The sequence below is a fragment of the Silicimonas algicola genome (assembly GCF_003970735.1).
GTDB lineage: Bacteria > Pseudomonadota > Alphaproteobacteria > Rhodobacterales > Rhodobacteraceae > Silicimonas > Silicimonas algicola.
Map to the genome: position 1 here is coordinate 492,674 of NZ_CP034588.1, position 23,718 is coordinate 516,391.

The following is a 23,718-nucleotide window of genomic DNA, read 5'->3' on the forward strand; positions in this document are numbered from 1 at the left end:
GGCGGTTCCGACCGATAGGAGCGTCGCGATGGCTGAGCGATTCAGGCTGACCCTGGGGCAGATGAACCCGACCGTGGGCGATCTCGGCGGAAATGCGGACCTCGCAAAACGCGCTTGGGACGAGGGCCGGGCGGCGGGCGCCGATATGGTCGTTCTGCCCGAGATGTTTATCACGGGCTATCAGACCCAGGATCTCGTGATGAAGCCCGCATTCACACTCGATGCGATGGCGCATGTCGAGCGACTGGCAGCCGACTGCGCCGACGGACCGGTGCTTGGGATCGGCGGTCCGCTCTTGCAGGGCGGCAAGCTCTACAACGCCTACCACATCCTGAAAGCTGGCCGCGTCGTGCGCCAGGTGCTGAAGCACGAACTGCCGAATGAGACCGTCTTCGACGAGGTCCGGCTATTTTCCCCCGGTCCGATCTCGGGACCTTTCGATCTCGGCGTGGTCCGGGTCGGAACTCCCATCTGCGAGGACGCGTGGCACGAGGACGTGCCCGAGGCGATGGCCGAAAGCGGGGCCGAGATCCTTATCGTTCCGAATGGCTCGCCCTACTACCGCAACAAGTACGACACGAGGCTGAACGTCATGGTTGCCCGCGTGGTCGAGACTGGACTGCCGCTCGTCTATCTCAACATGGTAGGCGCGCAGGACGACCAGGTCTTCGACGGCGGCTCTTTCGTCCTGAACCCGCACGGCCGTATCGCCCGCCGCCTTCCTGTCTTCGACGAAGACGTGACTCACGTCGATTTCGAGAAGACCGAAAACGGCTGGCGCGCAATCGAAGGCGAGGTCGCCGAGTTTCCCGACGAGTGGGAGCAGGATTACCGCGCGATGGTCCAGTCGCTGCGCGACTATCTGGGTAAGACGGGGTTCCGGAAGGTCGTCCTGGGACTGTCAGGGGGCGTCGACAGCGCCATCGTCGCAACGATCGCCGCCGATGCCATTGGCCCGCAGAACGTGCGCTGCGTGATGTTGCCCTCGCGCTTTACGTCCCAGACCTCTCTCGAAGATGTGGCCGAGGTCGCGCAGCGGCTGGGGGCGCGGCTCGACACGGTGTCCATCCGCGAGCCGGTCGAGGCGGTCAACGGCGCACTTGCCGAGGTCTTCGCGGGAACGACACCCGACCTCGCCGAGGAGAACATCCAATCGCGCCTGCGGGGCGTGATCCTGATGGCGCTGTCGAACAAATTTGGCGAGATGTTGCTGACGACCGGCAACAAGTCCGAGGTCGCGGTGGGATACGCCACGATCTACGGCGACATGGCGGGGGGCTATAACCCCATCAAGGACCTCTACAAAATGCGGGTCTTCGAGACCTGTCGCTGGCGGAATGCCAATCATCGCGATTGGATGATGGGACCTGAGGGTGAGGTGATCCCGCCGCGTGTGATCGACAAGCCACCGACGGCCGAGCTGCGGGCGGACCAGAAGGACAGCGACAGCCTGCCGGAATACTCCGACCTCGACGTGATCCTGGAGGCGCTGATCGACCACGAGAAGTCGGTAGCCGAGGTTGTCGGGATGGGCTTCGACCGGGACATCGTCAAGAAGGTCGAGCGGCTCGTCTACCTCGCCGAATACAAGCGCTTCCAGTCGGCCCCCGGGCCGCGGCTGACGAAGCGGAGCTTCTGGCTCGACCGTCGCTATCCGATCGTCAATCGGTGGCGCGATCCGTCCTAGACGGCGCCCTCGGTCCGGATATGCAACGTCTCTCCGCAGTGCTTGCAATGCACCGCGTCGATGTCGTGCAGGAAAAGGCCGCAGACCGGGCATTCTTGCCGGACCTTCGTTGGTCGGATCAGGACCTGGAGGAGTCTCAGGAACAACGTCACTCCGAAGATCATCACCGCCACCGCCAGCATCCGCCCGCCAGCGCCTTCGAGCGTGATGTCACCGAAGCCGGTCGTCGTCAGTGTGGTGACGGTAAAATAGAGAGCGTCGGCGTAATTTCTGATGTCAGGGTTCCGGGCCGCCTGCGTGGCATAGATCAGCCCCGTCATGACGAAGAGGAAAACGGCCAGGTTGATCGCGGCCAGGACGACTTCCTCGTTCTTGCGGAAGAATGAGAAGTCCTGCCTGAGTCGGGCGAGAAGCTGGTACGTGTGAAGAAGCCGCATCGTCCGGAGGATGCGCAGGAAGCCCAGGCCTTCTCCCGCCATCGGGGCGAGGAAAGAGGCCACTGCCACCACGTCGGCCCAAAACGAGAGGCGGAGTGGAAGCCTGGCCCTCTGTGCGTCGATCAGGATGCGGATCACGAAATCGGCGAGGATCAGGACGCCGAAGACGATATCCAGCACCTCGATCCACGCCGCGCGTTCGACGAAAGATGTCGCGATGACGAAGACGATCGTCACGACATCGAACGTTAGAAGCGCGTAGCGGAAGCGGTGCGCCGCGTGAGTGTCGTCCTCGTAAAGCGACTTTATCCTGTCCAGCACGCTGCGCCCCGTTCCCGATCGGTGTCAGGACAGTATCGCGGGCAGACCCAAGGGCAAGCGTGTGCGCCGGCGAGCAGGTTCTGTGCGGGGGCGGCGGGTCGACTGTAACGGCGGTCCGGCTATGTCTCTGGCGAACCACCCACACCCAAGGAAATCCCATGACAAAGATAGCCGTCGTCTTCTATTCAACCTATGGCACCAACCACGACATGGCCAAGATTGCCGCCGAAGCCGCGGAGGCAGCGGGCGCCGAAGTCAGGTTGCTGCGCGTACGCGAAACCGCCCCAAAGGAAATCGTCGAGGGTCAGGACGCCTGGAAAGCGCAGCAGACCAAGATGGACGACATCCCCGAGGTGACGCCGGACGACATGGACTGGGCGGATGGGTACTTCTTCTCCGCTCCCACCCGCTATGGCGTCGTAGCGAGCCAGATGCGCGCATTCATCGACACGCTCGGGCCCCTTTGGCAAAAGGGCGGCCTTGCCGACAAGACCTTCACCGCGACCACCAGCGCGCAGAACGTCCACGGCGGACAGGAGACCACACTGATTTCGCTCTACACGACGGTGATGCACTGGGGCTCGATCATCGTGGCGCCGGGCTACACGAGCGAGGTTCTCTTCGAATCCGGGGGCAACCCCTATGGCTTCTCCGCGCAGGCCGGTAAGCTCGACGCGACAGGCGAAAAGGCGATCCGACACCAGGCCGAGCGCCTTGTCGCGATGACGAAGAAAATCCGCGGCTAGGCGCCCCATACCTGCATGAGAAGCCCGTCTCTTCCCGACAGCGGATCGCGGTCGGGAAGAGGTGTCGCCGAGACCAATTTTTCCGCTCTCTCGATGGGCATGTCGCCTGCGCGGATGATCTCAGGGTCTTCCTGTCCCTCCGGGTAGGCGCCGACCACGGCGAACTCGACATCGGACTTTAAGCGCCGATGACCGAAGCCTGCGGGCAGGATCACAACGTCGCCGTCCTGAACCCCGACCTCGGGCCCGTCCGGTCCGCCGATCTGGAGCGTGGCGCTGCCCTTCACGCACACAAGCACCTCGTGCGAGGCAGGATGGAAGTGGTGGAAGTCATAGACCGTCCATACCCAGCTCCCGACCCATCCGTTGGCGCGAAGGAGGTTTTGTACTTCGTCTGTCGATTTGCCTGACGACAGGACGCCCGGCAGGATGACAGCGGGCAACGCGCCATTGTTCGGGACGCCCCCGTTTGCCGGTGTGTCGATCAGCGTATGGGATTGACCTTGATTGCTCATGTGCGCCTCCGAGCTGCCACCTAGTCTGCAGGGCGGGCTGGGAAAGGCAGCCTTTCACCTTGTTGCCCGAGGTCGCACGGCCTACATCGGCCCCATGAGGCGCTTCATCCCCTTCCTCAAGGCACCGCCTGTCGTTTCGGTCCTGCGACTGAACGGCGTCATCGCCGCCCGGACGCGTGGGGCGCTTTCGGATACCGGTCTTGCGGGGATGATCCAGCGCGCCTTCACCCGAGGAAGGCCGGTCGCCGTCGCCTTGTCGGTCAACTCACCCGGCGGCAGCCCTTCGCAGTCCTCTCTGATCGCGGCCCGTATCCGGCGGCTGGCCGACGAGAAGGGCATACCTGTCCATGCCTTCGTCGAAGATGTCGCCGCGTCAGGAGGCTACTACATCGCCACGGCTGCGGACGATATCTGGGTCGACACACATTCCATCGTCGGGTCTATCGGCGTCATCTCGTCCAGTTTCGGGTTTCACGAGTTCATCGAGCGCCACGGGATCGAGAGGCGCGTACATACCGCAGGAACGTCGAAAAGCCTTCTCGATCCGTTCCGGCCCGAAAAGCCCGAGGACGTGGCGCGACTCAAGGAAATCCAGACCCACATCCATAAGGGCTTCATGGATCACGTCCGTGCCCGCCGTGGCGACCGCCTGACGCCAGATCGCGACCTCTTCAACGGCGACGTCTGGGTCGGCTCCGAGGCGCTGTCCACGGGGCTGATCGATGGCGAGGCACACCTCGTGCCGAAGCTGAAGGAGATTTACGGTGACAAGGTCGTGCTGCGTCCCTACGTGCAGAAGAAGCCGTTCCTCAGCCGCATCGGGGGCGACATCCTTTCCGACGCCCTATCCGAGATCGAGGATCGGGCCATCTGGGCGCGGTACGGCCTCTGACGCATGGTGAAGGCCGTCACCCTGTTCCTGGTGGTCGTCCTCGTCCTTGCGATGTTCGGACGACTGAGCCTGCTCCTTCCGAAAGGCCTCCGCCGCGCCAAATGCGACTCCTGCGGCCGACACCGGATCGGTAAAGGCGCCTGCGCCTGCGGAAGATCATAGGCCGATGGTCTGGCTGACGGCGATCCTCGGGCTCGTGATCCTGCTCGTCGCGGGCGATCTTCTGGTGCGGGGGGCCGTTAACGTTGCCTTGAGGCTTGGTATCCCGGCCTTGATCGTCAGCCTCACCGTGGTCGCCTTCGGGACCTCAGCGCCCGAGCTTCTCGTCTCGATCGAGGCGGTGGTGCGCGGCGCGCCCGGTCTCGCACTCGGCAACGTCGTTGGATCGAATACTGCGAACATCCTCCTTGTCCTGGGCTTGCCGGCGATCGTCTCGCGCCTTCACACGGCTAATTTCGACACGCGTTCGAGCTATGCCTACATGATCGCGGGAACCCTGGTCTTCATCGCGGCGTGCTTCCTGGGTCCACTAGGGCCGCTGCATGGGCTGGTGCTTCTCGCGTGCCTCGCCGTCGTTCTGGGCAGCCAGGCCCGGTCCGCCCTTCGGCACCGTCGCTCGAACGGGTCTGATGTGGAGGACATCGAGGGCGCGGATCCAGCCATGCGCGGCTGGAAGATCGCCGCCTTTCTGATCCTGGGCCTTGTCGGGCTGCCTATCGGCGCGAACCTCCTTGTGGATTCCGCCGTCGAGATAGCGCAGCGATTTGGTGTATCGAACAGCGTGATAGGCCTGACGCTCGTGGCGATCGGCACCTCGATGCCCGAACTCGCCACGACGCTGATGGCCGCAATCCGCCGGCAGGCCGACGTTGCCCTTGGCAACGTCATCGGCTCGAACGTCTTCAACCTGCTCGCGATCATCGGTATCTCGAGTTTGGTCGGCTCGATCCCGGTTGATCCCGCGTTCCTGACATTCGACCTCTGGGTAATGCTTGCCGCGTCGCTTCTGCTGGCGCCCTTCGTCTACACCTCGTCCCTCGATCTCACTCGACGCTGGGGTTTCCTTCTGACCGGGCTCTATGCGATCTATATCGTCATGGTGGTGCTGCACGGATGACAGGACAGGCGCTCGTCACGGGAGGCGCGAAACGGCTCGGGCGCGAGATGGCGCTGGCCCTGGCGCATCGTGGGCTGGATGTGGCGATCCACTATCATGGCTCGGAGGACGAGGCACAGGCGACAGCCGGCGAGATCCGTCAAGCCGGCGTTCGGGCGGTGACGCTGAGGGCGGACCTTACCGTCGAGGCGGACATGCAGGCCCTTGTTCCGCTGGCGCGGGACGCTCTGGGCGGGCCTCTGACCGTCCTCGTCAACTCGGCGTCGGTGTTCGAGTACGACAACATCGAAAGTGCCTCGCGCGAGAGCTGGGACCGGCATCTCGAATCCAATCTGCGCGCACCCTTCGTGCTGACGCAGGCCTTCGCGGCGCAGGTGCCGGAGCCAACTCTCGGCGGCCGATGGAACGAGCCGACGGCAGAAGCGCTGATCGTCAACATGATCGATCAGAGAGTGCTCAAGCTTACGCCCCACTTCATGTCCTATACGATTGCCAAGATGGGTCTTTGGGCATTGACGCGGACCTCGGCGCAGGCTCTTGCGCCGCGTATCCGGGTCAATGCCATAGGTCCCGGACCGACGATGCAAGGCGCGCGTCAGTCGGAAGCGCACTTCGAAGGCCAGCGCCGGTCGACAATCCTCGAGCGCGGTGCCGACCCTGCGGACATCGTGCGGGCGCTCCTGTATTTCCTCGACGCACCTGCCGTGACGGGCCAGCTATTGTGCGTGGACGGAGGCCAGCATCTGGCCTGGAAAACGCCGGACATCCGCGGCGTCGAGTGATGCCTGCCGCAAGATCGTCCACATCATCACGAGACCGTTACAATTTGTTTAGGAAATTCAGTGATTTGCTTCGACAACCAAATAATACGATGTGATATCAGTTAGTTAAGCTTAAGCCTAAAAATTAGGCAGATCAATGAAGCCATGTGAATGTAAAGGAAAAATAGAGCCGTTCCCGTGTTCTCCTCAGACTTATCCCCACTTTCGGTGGACAGTTTTAAACTTGTCTCTGCGGCCCGCTTCAGACAGCCCAATCGAGAATCATGACTGCTTCCGAGATCAGCCCGACCAAGCACGGCCACGCCGCGATCCAGACCTTCCTGAGGTCTTTGGACGCCAGTCCGGGCGTCTACCGAATGCTCGACGACAAGGGCGCGGTCTTGTACGTCGGCAAGGCTCGCAACCTGAAGGCGCGCGTTTCGTCCTACGCACGATCCACGGGCCACAGTCCCCGCATCGCGCGCATGATCCGCGAAACGGCGTCCATGATGTTCCTGACGACCCGGACCGAGACCGAGGCGCTGCTGCTGGAGCAGAATCTCATCAAGCAGCTAAAGCCGCGCTACAACGTGCTTCTGCGCGACGACAAGAGCTTCCCCAATATCCTCGTTTCGAAAGAACATGCCTACCCGCAGATCAAGAAGCACCGAGGCGCCAAGAAGGAAACGGGCGATTACTATGGCCCCTTCGCCAGCGCCGGTGCGGTGAACCGCGTGCTGAACCAGCTTCAGAAGGTATTCCTTCTGCGCAGCTGCACGGATGCGACTTTCGAAAGCCGGACGCGGCCCTGCCTACTCTACCAGATCAAGCGGTGCAGCGCGCCCTGCGTGGGCAACGTTTCCGAGGAGGACTACAACGACCTCGTCCGCGACGCCGAGCGTTTCCTTCAGGGGCGTACGACGAACGTGCAGGCCAAGCTGGCCGCCGAGATGCAACTCGCGTCCCGTGACATGGAGTTCGAGCGTGCAGCAGCCCTTCGCGACCGTCTGAAGGCGCTGACCTTCATTCAGGGATCGCAGAACGTGAACCCCTCGGGCGTTCCCGAGGCGGACGTCATCGCTCTTCACATGGAGGGCGGACAGGCGTGCGTTCAGGTGTTCTTCATCCGCGCGAACCAGAACTGGGGCAACCGCGATTTTTATCCCCGCACGGGCTCGGGCGCCGAGGCGACCGAGGTCATGCAGGCTTTCGTGGGCCAGTTCTACGACACCCACGACCCGCCCCGCCTCGTCCTTCTGTCCGATGGCATCGAGGATCCGGACCTCATGTGCGAGGCCCTGTCTCAGAAAGCGGGCAGAAAGGTCGAAATCGCAGTGCCTGTCCGGGGCGAGAAGAAGGAGCTTGTCGCGGGTGCGCTTCGCAACGCGCGGGAAAGTCTTGCCCGGAAGATGTCCGAGACTGCGACGCAGACCAAGCTTTTGTCGGGACTGGCGGAGGCCTTCGACCTCGATGCCCCGCCGCAGCGGATCGAGGTCTATGACAACAGCCACATCCAAGGCGCGCATGCGGTCGGTGCGATGATCGTCGCGGGACAAGAGGGCTACCTGAAAAGCCAGTATCGCAAGTTCAACATCCGCGGCGACGAACTGACGCCCGGCGACGATTTCGGGATGATGAAGGAAGTGCTCACCCGGCGGTTCAAGCGACTTCTGAAAGAGGACCCCGACCGCCAGTCGACATCCTGGCCGGATCTTCTTCTGATCGATGGCGGGCAGGGGCAGGTGACTGCGGTCCACGAGATACTCACCGACCTTGGCATCGACGACGTCCCGATGATCGGTGTGGCCAAGGGTGTCGACCGCGACGCGGGCAAAGAGGAATTCCATCGCATAGGACAGCGTCCCTTCGCGCTGCGCCGGGGCGATCCAGTTCTCTACTTCGTTCAGCGTTTGCGGGACGAGGCGCACCGCTTCGCCATCGGCGCGCACCGCCAGAAGCGGTCGAAGGCCGTTGGGGCGACGCCCCTCGACGATGTGCCGGGCGTAGGGTCCACGCGCAAACGCGCCCTTCTCGCGCATTTCGGATCGGCCAAGGCCGTCAGCCGAGCGGACCTGGCGGACCTGAAAGCAGTGGACGGGATCTCGGACCAACTGGCCGAAACGATCTACGACTACTTCCACGAGAAGGGCTGACGGGGTAGAGGCACACATGATCCTGATCGAGATCGCTGTCGCCTCCCTCCTCCTGCTCCTCGTCGCGCTGATCGTTTGGCGTGTGTCGGACGTCCTTCGCGCGAGTGCGGCCTGGAGGCGGCTCGCCTCTCTTGCGGATCCTGCGCCGCGGTTCTTCGACCCTGCGATGATCGCCGACCTGCCCGAGCCCGCCCGCCGGTATTTCGCCTATTCCATGACGCCGGGCGCGCCTCTCGCCCGCGTCGTGGAACTGACGATGGAAGGCGATCTTTGCCTGGGGGACGCAAGGGACCCCAAGAGTCAGCCCATCGGCGCGCGCCAGATTCTTGTGGCGCCGGAAGGCTTCGTCTGGCGCGTTGGCGGAAAACTCATTTCCGGCTCTGACGGAGCTTTGCCCGAAACCTCGTGGACGCGCTTCTGGGTGGCGCATCTTCTGCCGGTCGCACGCTTGTCCGGCACGCCCGACCACCGCCGCTCGGCCTTCGGCCGCGTCGTGGCGGAAGCGGCGATCTGGTCGCCCGCGACCCTTCTCCCGTCAAAGAGCGTGACGTGGGACGCCACCGGACCCGACACCGCCCGCGCCACCGTCAGCTTTGCGGGTCTCATACAGAGCGTGAGCATCGACGTGGACGACGATGGCGCCCCCCTTCGCGTCACGATCGACCGTTGGAGCGACGCTAACCCCGACCATAAGTATCGCCTGCAACCCTTCGGGGGCACGCTGTCGGATCACCGCGATTTCGGCGGCTACCGGTTGGCCACGCGTGTCGAGGGCGGAAATCACATCGGGACGCCCGAATACTTTCCGTTCTATCGCGTGCGGATCACCGCCGTCACCCTGCGCTGAACTTCACAGGAAGGGGAGCTCGCACAGCGACCCTCCGATAGGTCCGTCCTCGCGGCGGACAACCACTCGATCGCCCGCCTGCGCCGAGACCGAGATCAGCGCGAAGCCGATGTTGCGCTTCATCCGACGCGACCAGGTACAGTTCGTCAGATCGCCGACCTTGGTCCCGTCCATCTCGATATCGTTCCACGTAAAGGCGGGCTGCGCCTTCTCGCCCTCGTCCAGCACGACGCCCAGTTGATGACGTGCGGGCCCCTCGGCCGCTATCCGGCGCAGAGCTTCGATTCCCACAGTGTCGTCCGGCACGTCTAGGTCGATGTATTTCTCCATCCGCACCTCGAAAGTATTGGTCCGGTCGTCGGTGTCGCCCCCCCAGGACAGAAGTCCGCTCTCGATCCTCTCGCACCAGTTCCGGTTGCCGGGCCCGATTTCGAAAGGCCGCCCGGCCTCGCGCACGATGTTCCAGAGCGACGTTCCCTTCGAGCCGTCGGTCAGGTAGATCTCGAACCCCCCCTGCTTCGACTAGCCCGAGCGCGCGACGACGACGGGGATGCCGTCAATCCGGGCATCGGCAAACCAGAAATACTTCAGGTCGCGCACCCAGTCGCCGAAAAGGGCGGCGACGACCTCCTCGGCCTTCGGTCCCTGAACGGCGAGGGGAGAGACGTCGGGCTCGCTGACCTCGACGTCCAGCCCCCGTTCGCACGCGATGGCTTCGGCCCAGAACCAGACGTTGCTGTCTGCGATGGACAGCCAATAGAGGTCGTCACCGCGCTTCATCACGATCGGATCGTTGATGAGTACGCCACGATGATTGCAGAGCGGGACGTACTTGCCCTGACCGACCTTGCAGGCCGAGAGGTCGCGCGGGGAAAGGATTTGCGCCAGCCGACCTGCGTCCGGACCCTTGAGCTGCACTTGCCTCTCGACTGCGACGTCCCACATCGACACGCCCTCGATGAGGCGCCGGTACTCCTCGTCAGGGTCGCCGTAGGAGGTGGGCATCAGCATGTTGTTGTAAGATGTCATCGCGCACACGCCCTCGGCCAGCGTTGCCCCGTAGAACGGCGAAGGGCGTAGACGGGCAGAGGGCGAGATGGTGAACATGGCAGGGCTTCCGTTTGGCGGACGATGCGACGCTACGGGATAGAAGCGTCAAGCCAGGGTGGCGTCCAGTGGCCTCGGCCTCAAAGGCCTGCCTGCGCCGCCCGTCCCGCGATGATCGCGACAAGGAAGCCCGCGTAGATCGTGAAGCTCGCCATGAGAACGAAGACGTGCCAGACCGTGGTGTGGTGCGGCAGCCGGTGCCACAGGTGAAACGCGACGCCGATCGTGTAGAGCGTTCCTCCAGTCGCCACCAGGATGACCACCGGGCGTGGGAAGGACGCGAAAAGCTCCCACCCGGCCAATGCGGCCAACCAGCCCATGCCGAGATAGAGCGCCAAGCTGACAGCCCTGAACCTGTACGGACTGACGAGCTTGAGCGTTATGCCGGCGACGGCGGTCGCCCAGAGAGAGACGGCGATCCACGCGCCTTCGCCCGCGACGAGGACGAACGCCGTATAGGTGCCTGCTATCTTGAGGTAGATCGCGGAATGGTCGAGCCGTTTCAGCAGCCACTCCCATTCTTCGTGCTGGAAGATGTTGTAAAGTGCCGAGCACACGATCATCGCGGCAAGACCCGCGCCATAGACGCTGGCAGCCGTGACATTCCAGTCGCTCGTCGGAAACGTCGCGGCAATCAGGATCGCGGCCGGGACCGCGGCGAGGACCGCAACGATGCCTGCCACGTGAACCACCAGGTCCGAGATGTACTCGGACCGGCTGTAGATGCGTTTTTTACTCATCGGACTCATGACGGACGATCTAGATCACCAAAATTAAACCTCCATGACAGGATCGCGCGGAACTCCGCCGGGTCAAGGCCTTCCCCTTTGACGCTTGCGCGACTAATTCAGGACCATGACCTGGACCATCCCGAACATCCTCACGACGCTTCGCTTCCTGGCTGCGCCAGGCGTTGTGATCCTGTTCCTCTATTTCACGCGCCCCTGGGCCGACTGGTTTGCGCTGTTCCTGTTTGTCGGAGCCGCGATCACCGACTGGTTCGACGGCTACCTCGCGCGGTTGTGGAAACAGGAATCGAAATTCGGCGCCATGCTGGACCCGATCGCCGACAAGGCGATGGTGGTGATCGCTCTGGTTCTCATCGCTGGTCTCTCGGGCGTGCATCGTTCCGACGGGATGGACCCCTGGATCCTGCTGCCGGCCACCGCCATCATCTTCCGCGAAGTCTTCGTCTCGGGTCTTCGTGAATTTCTCGGGGATACCGCTGGCACGCTCAAGGTGACCAAACTTGCCAAGTGGAAGACGACGGCGCAGATGGTGGCTATCGGCATCCTCTTCGGCACCGGCGTCTTCGAGCACATGCTCGTCGAGCGCTCTGTGGGGATGGATGCGCTGACATATCAGTCGGTGATGACCGGCGGGGACGATCCCCTGAACCTGCGCCTGATCGACTCGCTTTACTGGGTGACGTGGTGGGTCGGCGTCGGCCTTCTGTGGGTCGCCGCTTTCCTGACGCTCGTCACGGGTCTGGACTACTTCCGCAAGGCGCTCCCCTATCTGCGGGACAACGCATGATCGACGTTCTCTATTTCGCCTGGCTGCGTGAACGCATCGGCGCTCCGAAGGAGAGGGTCGAAACTGACGCAGCGACCGTGGCCGACCTCGTCACCGAGCTGAAGGGGCGCAGTGATGCCCATGCTCTGGCGTTCTCGGACATGTCGTCGGTTCGCGTGGCCGTCGATCAGGAGCTGACGGACATGAACACGCCTCTTGCCGGTGCGCGCGAGGTTGCATTCTTCCCGCCAATGACCGGTGGTTGAAGCCGTGTCCGTCCGCGTGCAGTCCGAACCGTTCGACATGGGCGAAGAGCTACAGGCCTTTACCGCGGCTCACTCCCATTCAGGGGCCGTCGTCACCTTCTCGGGTCTCGTGCGCGACGAGGGCGGAACGCTGTCGCGTATGGAAATCGAACATTATCCTGGCATGACCGAGAAGGCGTTGACCTCGATTCGGAACGAGGCTCTGACGCGCTTTGCGCTGGACGGGGCCGGAATCATCCATCGTTTCGGTACTTTGGTGCCCGGCGACCAGATCATGATGGTCGTCACGGCGGCGCGTCACAGGGCGGATGCCTTTGCCGCGGCCGAGTTCTTGATGGATTACCTCAAATCCCGAGCGCCGTTCTGGAAGAAGGAGTTCGGCTCCGACGGCGAGGGGTGGGTAGAGGCCCGGACCGAAGACGATGTCGCTCTGAACCGCTGGTAGTTGCCGTACTGAGATGCGCCGCCCCGCGACGTCGTTTAGAAATTTAAGGTGCGGCGACATTTCCCCGCTTCTGCCCTTAGACGGCTCGATCGAGGGCAGCCGCGTGGCCGGTTCGTTCTACGTCGACGGTCGCTACAAGGGGGAACTCGGGTTCCAGAGCGCGGTCTACCGAGACAACGGGTCCGAGATCGGCGGCGGCCAGGCCGGCACGCTGACCGAGAGCTTCGGGGACGAGCGCACCACCGGCGGCGCCTTCAACGGGTATCGCAACTGGACGGAAGGCGACGAGGAGGAGTTCCCCTTCCCGATGTCGTCGTACTGACCACTGCGTTCTTTAGAAACGGCGCGCTCCACACCTGCGCGCGTCGGCGTCACGACCTCGGCTTTGCGCGCAAGGTCGGGTTCGCGGCGGTCGGATCTTCCGGCCAGGGATGCTTCGGATAACGTCCGCGCATGTCCTTCCGTACCTCTGCGTAAGACGAGGACCAGAAACCCGGCAGGTCCATCGTGGTCTGCACGGGTCGACCGGCAGGCGACAGAAGCGTCACTCGCAAGGGACGTCCCGCGACGACGGGATGACGCGTGACGCCGAACATTTCCTGAAGCCTCAGGGAGATCTCGGGCGCGTCGCCGCCATAGTCGATGGCGATGCGCCGTCCCAGGGGCGTCTCGAAGTGCGCCGGAGCCTCGCGGTCAACCAGCCTACGGCCTGCATGTCCGAGCCTCGCATCCAGCGCAAACGTCAGGTCGAACGCCTTCCACTCACCTGCGGTCCGCACACCGTCAATGTAAGCGAGAAGCCAGACCTCGGTCTCCGTCAACAGGGTCTCGTCCGATAGGTCCGCGAGATCGTGACCCGCGTCGCGCAAAAGCTTCACTCGCGCCTGCAGCCCTTTCGCGGTCGATGAGAGGCCCAGACCCAGGGCCCGCACCCCATCCAGCATCGCAAGCGCCACTAAGTCGGACGGAACATCGGTCCACGGCCGCGTCGATAGGACAAGCGCACCCAGCCTTTCCTCGACGGTGGCCACGACGCGGCCATCGGCCTGCGACCACCGCGCCTCCCGCACCTCTACGATTCGGGACGAATAGAGGGTTCGTACAGCGGCCTCGGACAGGGGCAGCGCCGTTCGAATGGTCGCTTCCGTCGGATGACCGTCCGTGTCCGTCACGACAATTAGACGCGTCCCCGCGAGTGGGTCTGCCGCATCCATCTTCACCCCCTTGCCGCCCGAGGTGAGCCAGCGCGGTGCCGCGTCTGGACGGCGAAGCGCGATCCGATCAGGATAGGCGAGCGCCGCCTGCTCGGCAGGGTCGATGACGATGCCATCCCCGGCGGACTTCTCCAGCCGTCGCGCCTCGGCGCGAATGCGGTCCAGCGTCGGAGTGCGGTCTCTCCCCTTGAGAGCCGCAAGTCGCGTGCCCAGGTCCGCCCCGGCCCCGCGCAAAGGGTCTCCATCCGAGAGCAGAGCCGCCAGCAGGGCCGCCCCACGGCCCGCCCGCGCCAGCATGTGCCCGAGCCTGGGGTGAAGCGGCATCGCGGCCAGCGCGCGTCCGTGCGGCGTGATCCGCCCCTCCGCGTCGAGCGCGTCCAGGTCCCTCAGCAATTCGCGCGCTCTGAGCAGTGCGCCTTCGGGAGGTGCGGTCAGGAAGGGCAAGTCGCCGCTGCCCCATTCCGCCAGCGACAGGGCAAGTGCCGCGAGATCCGCGGTCTCGATCTCGGCGGGAGGGAAAGGGGCCAAAGCGCCCTCCTCTCCCTTCGTCCAGAGACGGAAGCACACTCCGGGTGCGACGCGACCGGCCCGCCCGCGCCTCTGGTCGGCTTCTGCCTTCGTGACCCGCTCGGTCAACAGCCGCGACATGCCAGAACCCGGATCGAACCGCGCCCGCCGCGCCAGTCCGCCGTCGACCACGATCCTGATGTCCGGCAAGGTCAGCGAGGTCTCGGCGATTGCGGTCGCAAGCACGACGCGCCGATGGCCGGACGGCGTCAGGGCGCGCCTCTGTTCGACGAAGGGCAGGGCGCCATAGAGCGGCAACACCTCGACGCCGCCCGCGTCCCCCAGAAGACGCGCCACACGACGTATCTCGCCCTCGCCCGGGAGGAACGCCAGCACGGAACCCTCTTCTTCGGTCAGCGCCTGCCTGACGAGAGCGGCAAGGTCGGCATCGAAACGCGCCTCGCGTCCTCGTGGCCTGTCAAGCCAGCGCGTATCGACCGGATAACTCCGCCCGACCGAGGTCACCACCGGCGCATTGCCCATCAATTGCGCTACGGGTCCAGCCTCAAGCGTCGCTGACATGACCAGCAGCAGGAGATCCTCGCGCAAGGCTTGCCTCACCTCGAGCGCAAGTGCGAGGCCGAGATCGGCATTGAGCGACCGTTCGTGGAACTCGTCGAAGATCACGGCCCCGACGCCGGACAGCGACGGATCCCGCTGCATCGTCCGCGTCAGGATGCCCTCGGTCACCACCTCTATCCGGGTCGCAGGCGACACCTTCGCCTCGCCTCGGATACGGTATCCGACCGTCTGTCCGACCTCTTCACCGAGCGTCGCCGCCATCCGCTCTGCGGCCGTGCGTGCCGCGATCCGGCGTGGCTCGAGCATCACGATGCGTCCGGCAGTCAGACCAGCGTCGAGCAGGGCCAAGGGAACCCGCGTCGTCTTGCCTGCACCTGGAGGCGCCTGCAGCACCGCCTGCCGCCGCTCGCGAAGGGCGGCGATGAGGTCGGGCAAGGCGTCGTCTATCGGCAGAGCGTCCATTCTCAGCCAATACTCCGGCTCGCGGTCACGGGCAAAGAGGCAGATCCCCTGTCTGGACAGCGGCCTGCAGTCCGTGCAGGGTCCGCGCCGATGACGACGTCGACCGCAGAAATCGCCGAGCGTATCCGGCAGGGCGACCGCCGGGCGCTGGCCCGCGCGATCACACTTGTCGAAAGCCGTCGTGCGGACGATCGCGCGGCCTCCGACGCATTGCTCGAGGATCTCGCGCGGTCTCGCCGGGAAGCTTTGCGCATAGGCCTCTCGGGAACGCCCGGTGTCGGCAAGTCGACGTTCATCGAGGCTTTCGGGTTGATGTTGACAGGGCAGGGCCTGCGTGTCGCCGTCCTCGCCGTCGACCCTTCCTCGACCCGCACCGGCGGCTCGATCCTCGGCGACAAGACCCGGATGGAACGCCTCTCCCGGGACCCCAATGCCTTTATCAGGCCTTCTCCCAGTCAGACCCATCTGGGTGGCGTTGCCCGCCGAACCCGCGACGCCGTGGCACTTTGCGAGGCGGCGGGGTTCGACGTCGTCCTGATCGAGACGGTCGGCGTCGGGCAGTCCGAGACCATAGTCGCCGAGATGTCCGACCTCTTCGTCCTGCTTATTGCGCCTGCGGGCGGCGACGAGCTTCAGGGCGTGAAGCGCGGCATCATGGAGACCGCGGACCTTATCCTCGTCAACAAGGCCGACGGCGATCTGAAAGCGGCCGCGACCCGAACGGCGGCAGACTATTCGGGGGCGCTCAGGCTTCTGAGGCGGCGGGATGGCGACGCACCTGGCTTTCCGAAGGTGCTGACTGTGTCGGCGCTGGAGAACAGAGGCCTCGCCGAGGCCTGGGCTGCAATGCAGACCCTGGCCGACTTCCGCCGCGAGACGGGCGACTGGGCGGACCGGCGCGCGCGCCAGGCGACGCGCTGGTTCGAGGACGAGGTCCGCCAAGGCCTTCTCGCCCGTCTGCGTGACGACTCTTCCTCCGATACCGCGATGACCGAGTTGGGGCGCGCGGTCTCCAGGGGCGACCGCAGTCCTTCGTCGGCGGCAGCAGAGGTCCTGCGTCGCCTCAAGGACACCTGATCTGGCGTTCCGGTCTTGACGGTCCGTGCAATTCCCCCTATCCCCCGCGAACGGATTCTCGGGCAGGGCCGATGGCGCTGCCCCTTTGCATTAGGGCCAACGCCCTTCGACCGAGACGAACCGAGGTATATGATATGTCGCGCCGCTGCGAACTGACTGGAAAAGGCCCGATGTCGGGCAACAACGTCAGCCATGCCCACAACAAGACCCGCCGCCGGTTCCTTCCGAACCTGACGGAAACCGCACTGATGTCGGAATCGCTCGGACGGACCTTCCGGCTTCGCGTGTCGTCGGCCGCTCTGCGCACCGTCGACCATCGTGGGGGCCTCGATGCCTACCTGATGAAGGCGAAGGACGTCGAGTTGAGCGCGAACGCGCTGAAGATCAAGAAAGAGATCGTCAAGGCCCAGGCGGCCGCCTGACGCTTTCGAACGGCAGGTAAACGCAGGCCCCGCTTCGGCGGGGCTTTTTGTTTCCCCGTACGGCTCTTGGATCGACCTCCAAGCACTTCGCGGTGGGGGACACATCCCCGGTCAACCCGTGATATCCCGAAGAAGCCGGTCGAAATCGTCCCCTGCTTCGGCCCTCCGGATCAGCTCCAGGAGCCCCTCCCGCCCCGCCAAAGCCTCGATCGCCGCCACTTCCGCCGCTGCCGCCCCATAGGCGGGGCCGACACCCAACTCATTCATGGCGTCGCGCCATCGCCAGAAGCGCGTCACCTGGCGGACGCGATCACGCGCCTCGTCGGTAACCGTGCCACGCCAGGCGGGTTGGCCGGACACATGGGTCGCGAGCCCCTCGTCGAACCAGGTCGGGTAGGGCTGACGCAGGATCGCAGCGAGTCCGAGGCGCCGGTGAAGCCTCGCGTGCATCATCTCGTGGGTCAGGGTGCCGCGCGTCAGTCCCCCGGGCGACACCGCAACGATCACGTCCGCAACGGCGAGCCCGTTGCCTCCCACGCCGAAGTCGTCAGCGCAGGCCCGCGTCGCGCAGAGGATCAGGGTGGGCCGCGGCGGGTCGTCGCCGAAGAACGACACGACATTCGCGCGGGCGGCCTCAGCCATGCCAAGCAGTTCTTCCGCGCGATCTGGAGCGTCGGTCCAGACGCGCGGTGCGATCTCGCTCAGTCCGAAGGCTTCGGGATAGAGCGCACGATGGAGACCGGGAAACGGCACGCTCAGGATCGCGGTCGCAAAGGCAGCATTCACGAGAAAAGCCACGAATGCGCCGCTGCGCCGAAACCTCCTTCGTCGGGGGCGTCCCTCAGCCATCCACCCGAATCGTCCTGTTCTCAGGGTCGTAGGGTGAATCCACTGTCACCTCGGCATCCCACAGCCGGTCGAACATCCTGACCTTCAGCTGCGTGCCGGGCGCGGCGAGTTCGGTCGGAACATAGCCCATCCCGATCGACTTCCCGAAGGCGACCGAGTACCCGCCCGAGGTCAGGCGGCCTATGCGACGCTCCCCGTCGTAGAGCGCCTCCCGCCCCCAGGGGTCGGCGTCGTCCGGGCCGTCGATCAGAAGCGTGACGCACATCGACCTAAGGCCTTTCGCCTGCATCTCCGCCTTGCCGTAGAACTTTTTCGTCAGATCCACGAAACGGTCGAGGCCGGCTTCGAGAGGCGTGGCGTCGCGGCCAAGTTCGGTCCCGAAGGCGCGATAGGATTTCTCCTGCCGAAGCCAGTTCTGGGCCCGAGCACCGACCGGAGTGAGCCCATGTTCGGCGCCGGCCTCCATGAGGCGATCCCACAGGTGGTTCTGCATCTCGATCGGGTGGTGCAGTTCCCATCCGAGTTCGCCTGTGTAGGCGACGCGGATCGCCCGGACAGGCACCATGCCGAGCTCGATTTCCCTGCAAGATAGCCAGGGAAAGCGCTTGTTGGACAGGACGGTCGAAGCGTCGGCGTCCTTGATCAGCCCGTTCAGGATGGCGCGTGACTTCGGTCCGGCGATGGCAAGCACGCCCCACTGCGTGGTGACATCCTCCTTGTTGATCCGCCCGAAATCCTTCTCCTTCTCCATGATGGCTTTGTAGAGGAAGTCCTGGTCGTACGCAGCCCACGCCCCAGCCGAGACGAGGTAATAGTCGTCCTCGGCCTGCCGGACGATTGTGTATTCCGTCCGCGTCGTTCCCGCAGACGTGAGGGCATAGGTCAGGTTGATGCGACCCACCTTCGGCAGGCGGTTCGTCGTGAACCAGTCGAGGAAAGCTGTCGCGCCGGGCCCGCTGATGCGGTGCTTGGCGAAGGCCGTCGCGTCGATCAGGCCCGCACCCTCGCGGATCGCCTTCGCCTCGGCCTCGGCGTAGTGCCACCAGCCGCCGCGGCGGAAACTGCGCGCGTCGTGATCGAAGGTCTCGTGTGCGTCCTTCGGGCCGTAGTAGATCGGCCGCTCCCAGCCGTTCACGTGGCCGAACTGCGCGCCGAGCGCCTTCTGCCGGTCATAGGCGGGCGCGGTGCGCAAGGGCCGGCAGGCCGGTCGTTCCTCGTCGGGATGGTGCAGGATGTAGACGTGCTCGTAGGCCTCCTCGTTCTTCCGGGCGGCATACTCGGTCGTCATCCAGGGACCATAGCGCTTGGGATCGAGCGAGGCCATGTCGATTTCCGCCTCGCCTTCGACCATGAGCTGAGCGAGGTAGTGCCCCGTGCCGCCGGCCGCCGTGATGCCGAAGCTGAAGCCCTCCGCCAGCCACATGTTGCGGAGGCCCGGTGCGGGTCCGAGAAGCGGGTTGCCGTCCGGAGTGTAGCAGATCGGACCGTTGAAATCGTCCTTCAGGCCCACCTCCTCGGACGAGGGAATGCGATGGATCATCGCCATGTATTCTTCCTCGATCCGTTCGAGGTCGAGGGGGAAGAGGTCGGCGCGGAAACTGTCGGGCACGCCGTATTCAAAGCGCGCCGGCGCGTTGCGCTCGTAGGGCCCGAGGATCCAACCGCCCCGCTCTTCGCGGACGTACCACTTGGCGTCTGCATCGCGCAGGACCGGGTGCTGGGGGTTGGTCTTGCGCCATTCCACCAAGGCCGGGTCGGGTTCGGTGACGATGTACTGATGCTCGACGGGGATTGCGGGAATCCTGAGACCCAGAAGGCGCGCGGTCCGTTGCGCGTGGTTTCCCGTCGCCGTCACGACATGTTCGGCGTGGATCACCACCTGCTCGTCCGAGGCGATCAGGTTTCCGCCCTTCTCGACCATCTTCGAACATGTGACGTCCCAGTGGTCGCCGGTCCAGGTGTATCCGTCCACCTGCCAGCGCCGCTCGATCTCGACGCCGTTCATCCGAGCACCCTTGGCCATTGCCTGGGTCACGTCGGCGGGGTTGATGTAGCCGTCCGTCGGGTGATAGATCGCGCCCTCCAGATCGTCGGTTCTGACCAGCGGCCACCGCTCCCTGATCTGGTCAGGGGTCAGCCACTGGAAAGGCACTCCACAGGTCTCGGCCGTCGTGGCGTAGAGCATGTACTCGTCCATCCGCGCAGCGCTTTGCGCCATGCGAAGATTGCCCACGACATAGAACCCCGGATTGAGGCCGGTCTCTTCCTCCAGCGTCTTGTAGAACTTGATCGAGTAGTCGTGGATATGCGTCGTGGCGAAACTCATGTTGAAATAAGGCAGAAGACCCGCCGCGTGCCAAGTGGACCCCGAAGTCAGCTCGTCCCGCTCCAGCAGCATCACGTCTTTCCACCCCGCTTTGGCGAGGTGATAGGCGATAGAGGTTCCGACCGCGCCGCCGCCGACGACAAGGGCCTTCACATGGGTCTTCATGAGCCGATTCCTTCCTGACTTGCGCGGATTAAACCCGAAAGGTCTGTTGCGCGTCAGGTTCAACCGACAGGAAAGGTTGTGAAAGCGACGCGCATCCTCTTGGCGGCGCGGGACTGGCACGTAAGCATGCCCGGAATGAACGACCCGCTGCCGCACCGTTCCCACACCAAGGCCGAAAGCGCCCCCCCGAGGAGGCCGCCGTGAGTGAGCCCTCGGGCACATCGGAGGTACTTTCCGGCGGCCTTCTGGCCCGATCGGTCGAGAACCTTTCGACGGTGATCCGCCGCATCTTGCCCGGCGCCGACACGCGTCCGGTCCACGCGGGCTCGACTGACGCGCTGGTAGCCTTCGTCGTGCTGATCGCCATCGAGGCTCTGGTCTATGTCATCCTCGTCTCGCCTGGATCGCTGACTTACTGGGAGATGCGGGGCTTCGCCGGAGGCGTGGTGTTTCATGTTCTGGCCGCACTGCTCGTCGCCGTCGCGGCGAGGCGCGGCGAAGTGGTTCCCGACCTTGCCGTGGGGCTGTTGTGGGCGCTGACGATCGGCCTCGTCTTGGCGTTCGTCGCGGGCTTCGTGATCCCACCTGACGGCTGGCTTGGCTGGATCATCGGCTATGCGCTGCCGTCGATGTTGCCCGCGGTCCTCTTTCTTCTTGCGACCCTCGGCCCGGTGACCGGAGGCATTGCGGCTCTGGCCTTCGTCGTGTCGGTCGGCCTCGTCACGCTCGAATGGGCCGGGGTGCCCCTGTGGACAAATGACGAGGAAGTTGCGAGCGAAGCCCCGCCCGTGCCCGACACCGAAGCGCTTTACGCCGCTCAGCCCGACCTCCTCCGCCAACAGACCGCCGCACTGCGCTCCGGGCAGGCGGGTGTGCCCGAGCTATTCGCCGTTCTGGGCGCCGGTCACCCCTACGAAGGCGTCTTTGCCCGCGAGGTGGATGCGGTCGCAGATCAGCTTGCCACCGACTTCGGCGCCGAAGGCCGCGTCATCCGACTCGTGAACGATGCCGCAACGCCCGCGGCGCTGCCGCTCCTGAACCGTACGAACCTTGCCACAGCGCTCTTCTCGGTCGGACGGGCTATGAACGAGGAGGACATCCTCCTTCTCTTCATCACAAGCCACGGTGCGCCCGGTCTCCTTTCGACCTGGTTCAACGGCGCGATATCCCGAGACCTGCAGACCGGAGACCTTGCCCGCATCCTGGATGAGGCGCGCATCCCAAACGCCGTCATCGTAGTGTCGGCCTGCTACTCAGGCTCTTTCGTCGAGGCCCTTCGTGCCTCGAACAGGCTGATCCTGACGGCGGCCCGCGCAGACCGGGCCTCGTTCGGTTGCGCCGCCGAAAACGAGTGGACCGACTGGGGCCGCGCCTTCTTCCAAGAGGGACTGGCCGAGAGTTTCGACCCGCGCGAGGCCGCCCGCATCGCGCAGGATATCGTCGCCGAGAATGAGGCCCGAGAAGGCTATGACGCGTCGCAACCCCAGATCGCCGAGGGCGCATCCATCGGCGCGGCGCTCGACCGCTGGCTGGCGACGCTTCAGCCGTGACGCCCGCGCTTGAGACCGGCGCGCCCGCCGGGTAAGCATCCGCCCATGAAGGTCTGCCGTGCCATCGCCGACTACCGGAGCGAGATCGCGCGCTTTCGCGCTTCCGGCGAGACTGTGGGTCTCGTGACCACAATGGGTGCGCTTCACGACGGTCACATGGCGCTCGTAGCGGCGGCGAAGGCAGAGAACGCCCGTGTCGTGACGACGATCTTCGTGAACCCGACACAGTTCGGCAACCCGGCCGACCTTCTGAAGTACCCCCGGACCGAGGAAGCCGACCTCGCGATGTTCGAAGAGGCGGGCGTCGATGCCGTCCTCCTCCCGTCGGTCGAGGAGATCTATCCCGAAGGTGACGAGACCATCGTCGAGACGACGAAGCTCGCCCATGTCTTTCATGGTAAGGTGAGGCCGGGTCATTTCAGAGGTGTCGCGACGGTCGTCACGAAACTCTTCAATATCGCACAGCCCGATGCCGCCTATTTCGGCGAGAAGGATTACCAGCAGCTCGCCGTGATCCGCCGCATGGTTGCCGATCTTCACATGCCGCTGCGTATCGTGGGCGTACCTACGGTGCGCGAGACGGACGGGCTTGCAATGTCGTCGCGCAACGTCCGTCTCACGCCCGAGGATCGTCGCGCCGCCCCGGTCCTGAACGCCGCACTGGACGCCGCCCGGTCCATTGCCGCGCAAGGCGCGACGGTCGAGGAAATGGCGGATGAGATCCGTCGCGTCATCGACAGCGAGCCGCGCGCGACGCTTCAGGGCCTCGACATCGTAGACGCAGCCACGTTCGAGGTGGCTTCGGGCCGACCGACCGCGACGGTCGGCATCATGATCTCCGTCCAGTTCGGGGATGTCCTGCTCATTGACCAGAGGGAGATCGCTCCATGAGCGTTCAGAAAGCCGTCCGCCGCACGACCGTTCCTCAGATCGCCGCACGCAAGGGCGGTGTACCGATAGTGTCGCTGACCTCCTACCATGCGCACACCGCGGCCATCGTCGACAAGTATGCAGACTTCATCCTCGTGGGCGACAGCCTCGGGATGGTGATGCACGGAATGGAGACAACCGTCGGTGTTCCACTGGACCTGATGATCATGCACGGGCGCGCGGTCGTTCGCGGGACGAAGCAGGCGCTGATCGTCGTCGACATGCCCTTCGGCACCTACGAGGAAAGCCCCAACAGGGCGTTCCGCAACGCTGCGAAGATCATGAAGGAAACGGGCTGTGGCGCGGTGAAGCTGGAAGGCGGCAAGCGCATGGCCGAGACGATTCACTTCCTCGTCGAGCGCGGCATTCCGGTGATGGCGCACACGGGCCTGACGCCGCAGTCGAGCCACGTCATGGGCGGGTTCAAGACGCAGGGCCGCGACGAGGACACCTGGGCGGCTCACGAGGATGACGCGAAAGCCGTGGCCGACGCCGGTGCCTTCTCGGTCGTGCTGGAAGGGATGGTCGAGCGTCTCGCCGCGCGCATCACCAAGCAGATCGACATCCCGACGATAGGCATAGGCGCGTCGGTGGAATGCGACGGGCAGATCCTCGTGCTCGAGGACATGCTGGGATTGAACCCGCGCCCGCCGAAGTTCGTGAAAGTTTACGGCGACCTTCTGAACCAGATTGAAAGCGCCGTCGCCACCTACGCCGAAGAGGTAAAAGCCCGAACTTTCCCCTCCGACGATGAAGTCTACCGATAAAGGTCGTGCGCTCTGTCGCCCTTACAAGGCGATGCCGTCACAATCCGGGATCTTGAAC

At 64.5% G+C, this 23,718-nt stretch carries 23 protein-coding genes and 1 pseudogene; 16 read left to right on the plus strand and 8 right to left on the minus strand.

The annotated features are described in order from the left end of the window. The first annotated feature begins 28 nt into the window (after positions 1-28). Positions 29-1,687, plus strand: coding sequence for an NAD+ synthase (locus tag EF888_RS02435; RefSeq protein WP_109757286.1), 1,659 nt, complete (start codon positions 29-31; stop codon positions 1,685-1,687). On the opposite strand, the gene EF888_RS02440 is transcribed toward EF888_RS02435, so the two are convergent. Beyond that, entirely contained in the window at positions 1,684-2,445 is a 762-nt protein-coding gene (locus EF888_RS02440; protein WP_206508407.1) for a potassium channel family protein, read from the minus strand. The genes EF888_RS02435 and EF888_RS02440 overlap by 4 nt on opposite strands. Before the next feature lie 158 nt (positions 2,446-2,603). Between EF888_RS02440 and wrbA the strand changes: the two genes are divergently transcribed. Then, entirely contained in the window at positions 2,604-3,191 is a 588-nt protein-coding gene (wrbA, locus tag EF888_RS02445; protein WP_109757287.1) for an NAD(P)H:quinone oxidoreductase, read from the plus strand. Here wrbA and EF888_RS02450 read toward each other — a convergent pair. Next, entirely contained in the window at positions 3,188-3,706 is a 519-nt protein-coding gene (locus EF888_RS02450; protein WP_109757288.1) for a cupin domain-containing protein, read from the minus strand. The genes wrbA and EF888_RS02450 overlap by 4 nt on opposite strands. 94 nt (positions 3,707-3,800) lie before the next feature. On the opposite strand from EF888_RS02450, the gene EF888_RS02455 reads away from it, so the two are divergent. The 5 genes from EF888_RS02455 (at position 3,801) to EF888_RS02475 (ending at position 9,476) form a co-directional block, all read left to right on the plus strand. After that, positions 3,801-4,598 carry a S49 family peptidase gene (locus tag EF888_RS02455; RefSeq protein WP_109757917.1) on the plus strand — a complete coding sequence of 266 codons (798 nt, stop codon included), beginning with the start codon at positions 3,801-3,803 and terminating at the stop codon, positions 4,596-4,598. A gap of 166 nt (positions 4,599-4,764) precedes the next feature. Beyond that, positions 4,765-5,715 carry a calcium/sodium antiporter gene (locus tag EF888_RS02460; RefSeq protein ID WP_109757289.1) on the plus strand — a complete coding sequence of 317 codons (951 nt, stop codon included), beginning with the start codon at positions 4,765-4,767 and terminating at the stop codon, positions 5,713-5,715. After that, complete coding sequence (locus EF888_RS02465; RefSeq protein WP_109757290.1) at positions 5,712-6,497, plus strand: SDR family oxidoreductase; 786 nt, start codon at positions 5,712-5,714, stop codon at positions 6,495-6,497. The genes EF888_RS02460 and EF888_RS02465 overlap by 4 nt, the downstream gene beginning before the upstream one ends. Positions 6,498-6,760: 263 nt before the next feature. Then, positions 6,761-8,629, plus strand: coding sequence for an excinuclease ABC subunit UvrC (gene uvrC / locus EF888_RS02470; protein WP_109757291.1), 1,869 nt, complete (start codon positions 6,761-6,763; stop codon positions 8,627-8,629). A gap of 16 nt (positions 8,630-8,645) precedes the next feature. After that, the gene (locus EF888_RS02475; protein ID WP_109757292.1) at positions 8,646-9,476 is read left to right on the plus strand and encodes a DUF6544 family protein; all 831 of its coding nucleotides are present in this window, start codon (positions 8,646-8,648) and stop codon (positions 9,474-9,476) included. A gap of 3 nt (positions 9,477-9,479) precedes the next feature. Here EF888_RS02475 and EF888_RS22135 read toward each other — a convergent pair whose 3' ends face one another. The 3 genes and pseudogenes from EF888_RS22135 to trhA all read right to left on the minus strand — a co-directional run bounded on the left by EF888_RS22135 (position 9,480) and on the right by trhA (position 11,323). Further along, complete coding sequence (locus tag EF888_RS22135) at positions 9,480-9,806, minus strand: glycine cleavage T C-terminal barrel domain-containing protein (RefSeq protein WP_478403545.1); 327 nt, start codon at positions 9,804-9,806, stop codon at positions 9,480-9,482. Positions 9,807-9,842: 36 nt separating this feature from the next. Continuing rightward, a pseudogene (locus EF888_RS22140) lies at positions 9,843-10,583 on the minus strand (aminomethyltransferase family protein); the annotation flags it as partial. Positions 10,584-10,663: 80 nt separating this feature from the next. Then, the gene (gene trhA, locus EF888_RS02485; RefSeq protein WP_241239776.1) at positions 10,664-11,323 is read right to left on the minus strand and encodes a PAQR family membrane homeostasis protein TrhA; all 660 of its coding nucleotides are present in this window, start codon (positions 11,321-11,323) and stop codon (positions 10,664-10,666) included. A 115-nt stretch (positions 11,324-11,438) separates the two neighbouring features. Here trhA and pgsA point away from each other — a divergent pair, with 115 nt between their 5' ends. From pgsA to EF888_RS02505, 4 genes are all read left to right on the plus strand, one after another. Further along, a complete protein-coding gene (gene pgsA, locus EF888_RS02490; protein WP_109757294.1) occupies positions 11,439-12,119 on the plus strand; it encodes a CDP-diacylglycerol--glycerol-3-phosphate 3-phosphatidyltransferase in 681 nt (226 codons plus the stop codon). Then, complete coding sequence (gene moaD / locus EF888_RS02495; protein WP_109757295.1) at positions 12,116-12,364, plus strand: molybdopterin converting factor subunit 1; 249 nt, start codon at positions 12,116-12,118, stop codon at positions 12,362-12,364. Before pgsA ends, moaD begins: the two co-directional genes overlap by 4 nt. A 4-nt stretch (positions 12,365-12,368) precedes the next feature. Beyond that, positions 12,369-12,809, plus strand: coding sequence for a molybdenum cofactor biosynthesis protein MoaE (locus tag EF888_RS02500; RefSeq protein WP_109757918.1), 441 nt, complete (start codon positions 12,369-12,371; stop codon positions 12,807-12,809). Between the two features lie 103 nt (positions 12,810-12,912). After that, positions 12,913-13,131 carry a hypothetical protein gene (locus tag EF888_RS02505; protein WP_109757296.1) on the plus strand — a complete coding sequence of 73 codons (219 nt, stop codon included), beginning with the start codon at positions 12,913-12,915 and terminating at the stop codon, positions 13,129-13,131. Positions 13,132-13,180: 49 nt separating this feature from the next. Here EF888_RS02505 and hrpB read toward each other — a convergent pair whose 3' ends face one another. Beyond that, on the minus strand, positions 13,181-15,574 hold the full coding sequence (gene hrpB / locus EF888_RS02510; RefSeq protein WP_109757297.1) for an ATP-dependent helicase HrpB: 2,394 nt from the start codon (positions 15,572-15,574) through the stop codon (positions 13,181-13,183). A gap of 90 nt (positions 15,575-15,664) precedes the next feature. On the opposite strand from hrpB, the gene meaB reads away from it, so the two are divergent. Together meaB and rpmB are read left to right on the plus strand one after the other, a co-directional pair. Further along, a complete protein-coding gene (meaB, locus tag EF888_RS02515) occupies positions 15,665-16,651 on the plus strand; it encodes a methylmalonyl Co-A mutase-associated GTPase MeaB (RefSeq protein ID WP_109757298.1) in 987 nt (328 codons plus the stop codon). 134 nt (positions 16,652-16,785) lie between these two features. After that, a complete protein-coding gene (rpmB, locus tag EF888_RS02520) occupies positions 16,786-17,073 on the plus strand; it encodes a 50S ribosomal protein L28 (protein ID WP_109757299.1) in 288 nt (95 codons plus the stop codon). A gap of 111 nt (positions 17,074-17,184) precedes the next feature. Here the strand turns inward: rpmB and EF888_RS02525 are convergent, their stop codons facing one another. Together EF888_RS02525 and EF888_RS02530 are read right to left on the minus strand one after the other, a co-directional pair. Beyond that, positions 17,185-17,871, minus strand: coding sequence for a hypothetical protein (locus tag EF888_RS02525; protein WP_109757300.1), 687 nt, complete (start codon positions 17,869-17,871; stop codon positions 17,185-17,187). Positions 17,872-17,914: 43 nt separating this feature from the next. After that, positions 17,915-20,413 carry a GcvT family protein gene (locus EF888_RS02530; protein ID WP_109757301.1) on the minus strand — a complete coding sequence of 833 codons (2,499 nt, stop codon included), beginning with the start codon at positions 20,411-20,413 and terminating at the stop codon, positions 17,915-17,917. A gap of 200 nt (positions 20,414-20,613) precedes the next feature. On the opposite strand from EF888_RS02530, the gene EF888_RS02535 reads away from it, so the two are divergent. The 3 genes from EF888_RS02535 to panB are packed head-to-tail and all read left to right on the plus strand — an operon-like array spanning position 20,614 to position 23,660. Then, entirely contained in the window at positions 20,614-21,963 is a 1,350-nt protein-coding gene (locus EF888_RS02535; protein WP_109757302.1) for a C13 family peptidase, read from the plus strand. 45 nt (positions 21,964-22,008) lie between these two features. After that, on the plus strand, positions 22,009-22,854 hold the full coding sequence (gene panC / locus EF888_RS02540; protein WP_109757303.1) for a pantoate--beta-alanine ligase: 846 nt from the start codon (positions 22,009-22,011) through the stop codon (positions 22,852-22,854). Then, on the plus strand, positions 22,851-23,660 hold the full coding sequence (panB, locus tag EF888_RS02545; RefSeq protein WP_109757304.1) for a 3-methyl-2-oxobutanoate hydroxymethyltransferase: 810 nt from the start codon (positions 22,851-22,853) through the stop codon (positions 23,658-23,660). The genes panC and panB overlap by 4 nt, the downstream gene beginning before the upstream one ends. The last annotated feature ends 58 nt before the right edge of the window (positions 23,661-23,718 follow it).

Excerpts from the sequence above, each read along its gene's own strand:
- EF888_RS02435 (WP_109757286.1), top strand. The coding sequence starts at position 29 with ATGGCTGAGCGATTCAGGCTGACCCTGGGGCAGATGAACCCGACCGTG.
- wrbA (WP_109757287.1), top strand. The coding sequence starts at position 2,604 with ATGACAAAGATAGCCGTCGTCTTCTATTCAACCTATGGCACCAACCAC.
- EF888_RS02450 (WP_109757288.1), bottom strand. The coding sequence starts at position 3,706 with ATGAGCAATCAAGGTCAATCCCATACGCTGATCGACACACCGGCAAAC.
- EF888_RS02455 (WP_109757917.1), top strand. The coding sequence starts at position 3,801 with ATGAGGCGCTTCATCCCCTTCCTCAAGGCACCGCCTGTCGTTTCGGTC.
- EF888_RS02460 (WP_109757289.1), top strand. The coding sequence starts at position 4,765 with ATGGTCTGGCTGACGGCGATCCTCGGGCTCGTGATCCTGCTCGTCGCG.
- EF888_RS02465 (WP_109757290.1), top strand. The coding sequence starts at position 5,712 with ATGACAGGACAGGCGCTCGTCACGGGAGGCGCGAAACGGCTCGGGCGC.
- uvrC (WP_109757291.1), top strand. The coding sequence starts at position 6,761 with ATGACTGCTTCCGAGATCAGCCCGACCAAGCACGGCCACGCCGCGATC.
- EF888_RS02475 (WP_109757292.1), top strand. The coding sequence starts at position 8,646 with ATGATCCTGATCGAGATCGCTGTCGCCTCCCTCCTCCTGCTCCTCGTC.
- EF888_RS22135 (WP_478403545.1), bottom strand. The coding sequence starts at position 9,806 with ATGGAGAAATACATCGACCTAGACGTGCCGGACGACACTGTGGGAATC.
- trhA (WP_241239776.1), bottom strand. The coding sequence starts at position 11,323 with ATGAGTAAAAAACGCATCTACAGCCGGTCCGAGTACATCTCGGACCTG.
- pgsA (WP_109757294.1), top strand. The coding sequence starts at position 11,439 with ATGACCTGGACCATCCCGAACATCCTCACGACGCTTCGCTTCCTGGCT.
- moaD (WP_109757295.1), top strand. The coding sequence starts at position 12,116 with ATGATCGACGTTCTCTATTTCGCCTGGCTGCGTGAACGCATCGGCGCT.
- hrpB (WP_109757297.1), bottom strand. The coding sequence starts at position 15,574 with ATGGACGCTCTGCCGATAGACGACGCCTTGCCCGACCTCATCGCCGCC.
- meaB (WP_109757298.1), top strand. The coding sequence starts at position 15,665 with ATGACGACGTCGACCGCAGAAATCGCCGAGCGTATCCGGCAGGGCGAC.
- rpmB (WP_109757299.1), top strand. The coding sequence starts at position 16,786 with ATGTCGCGCCGCTGCGAACTGACTGGAAAAGGCCCGATGTCGGGCAAC.
- EF888_RS02530 (WP_109757301.1), bottom strand. The coding sequence starts at position 20,413 with ATGAAGACCCATGTGAAGGCCCTTGTCGTCGGCGGCGGCGCGGTCGGA.
- panC (WP_109757303.1), top strand. The coding sequence starts at position 22,009 with ATGAAGGTCTGCCGTGCCATCGCCGACTACCGGAGCGAGATCGCGCGC.
- panB (WP_109757304.1), top strand. The coding sequence starts at position 22,851 with ATGAGCGTTCAGAAAGCCGTCCGCCGCACGACCGTTCCTCAGATCGCC.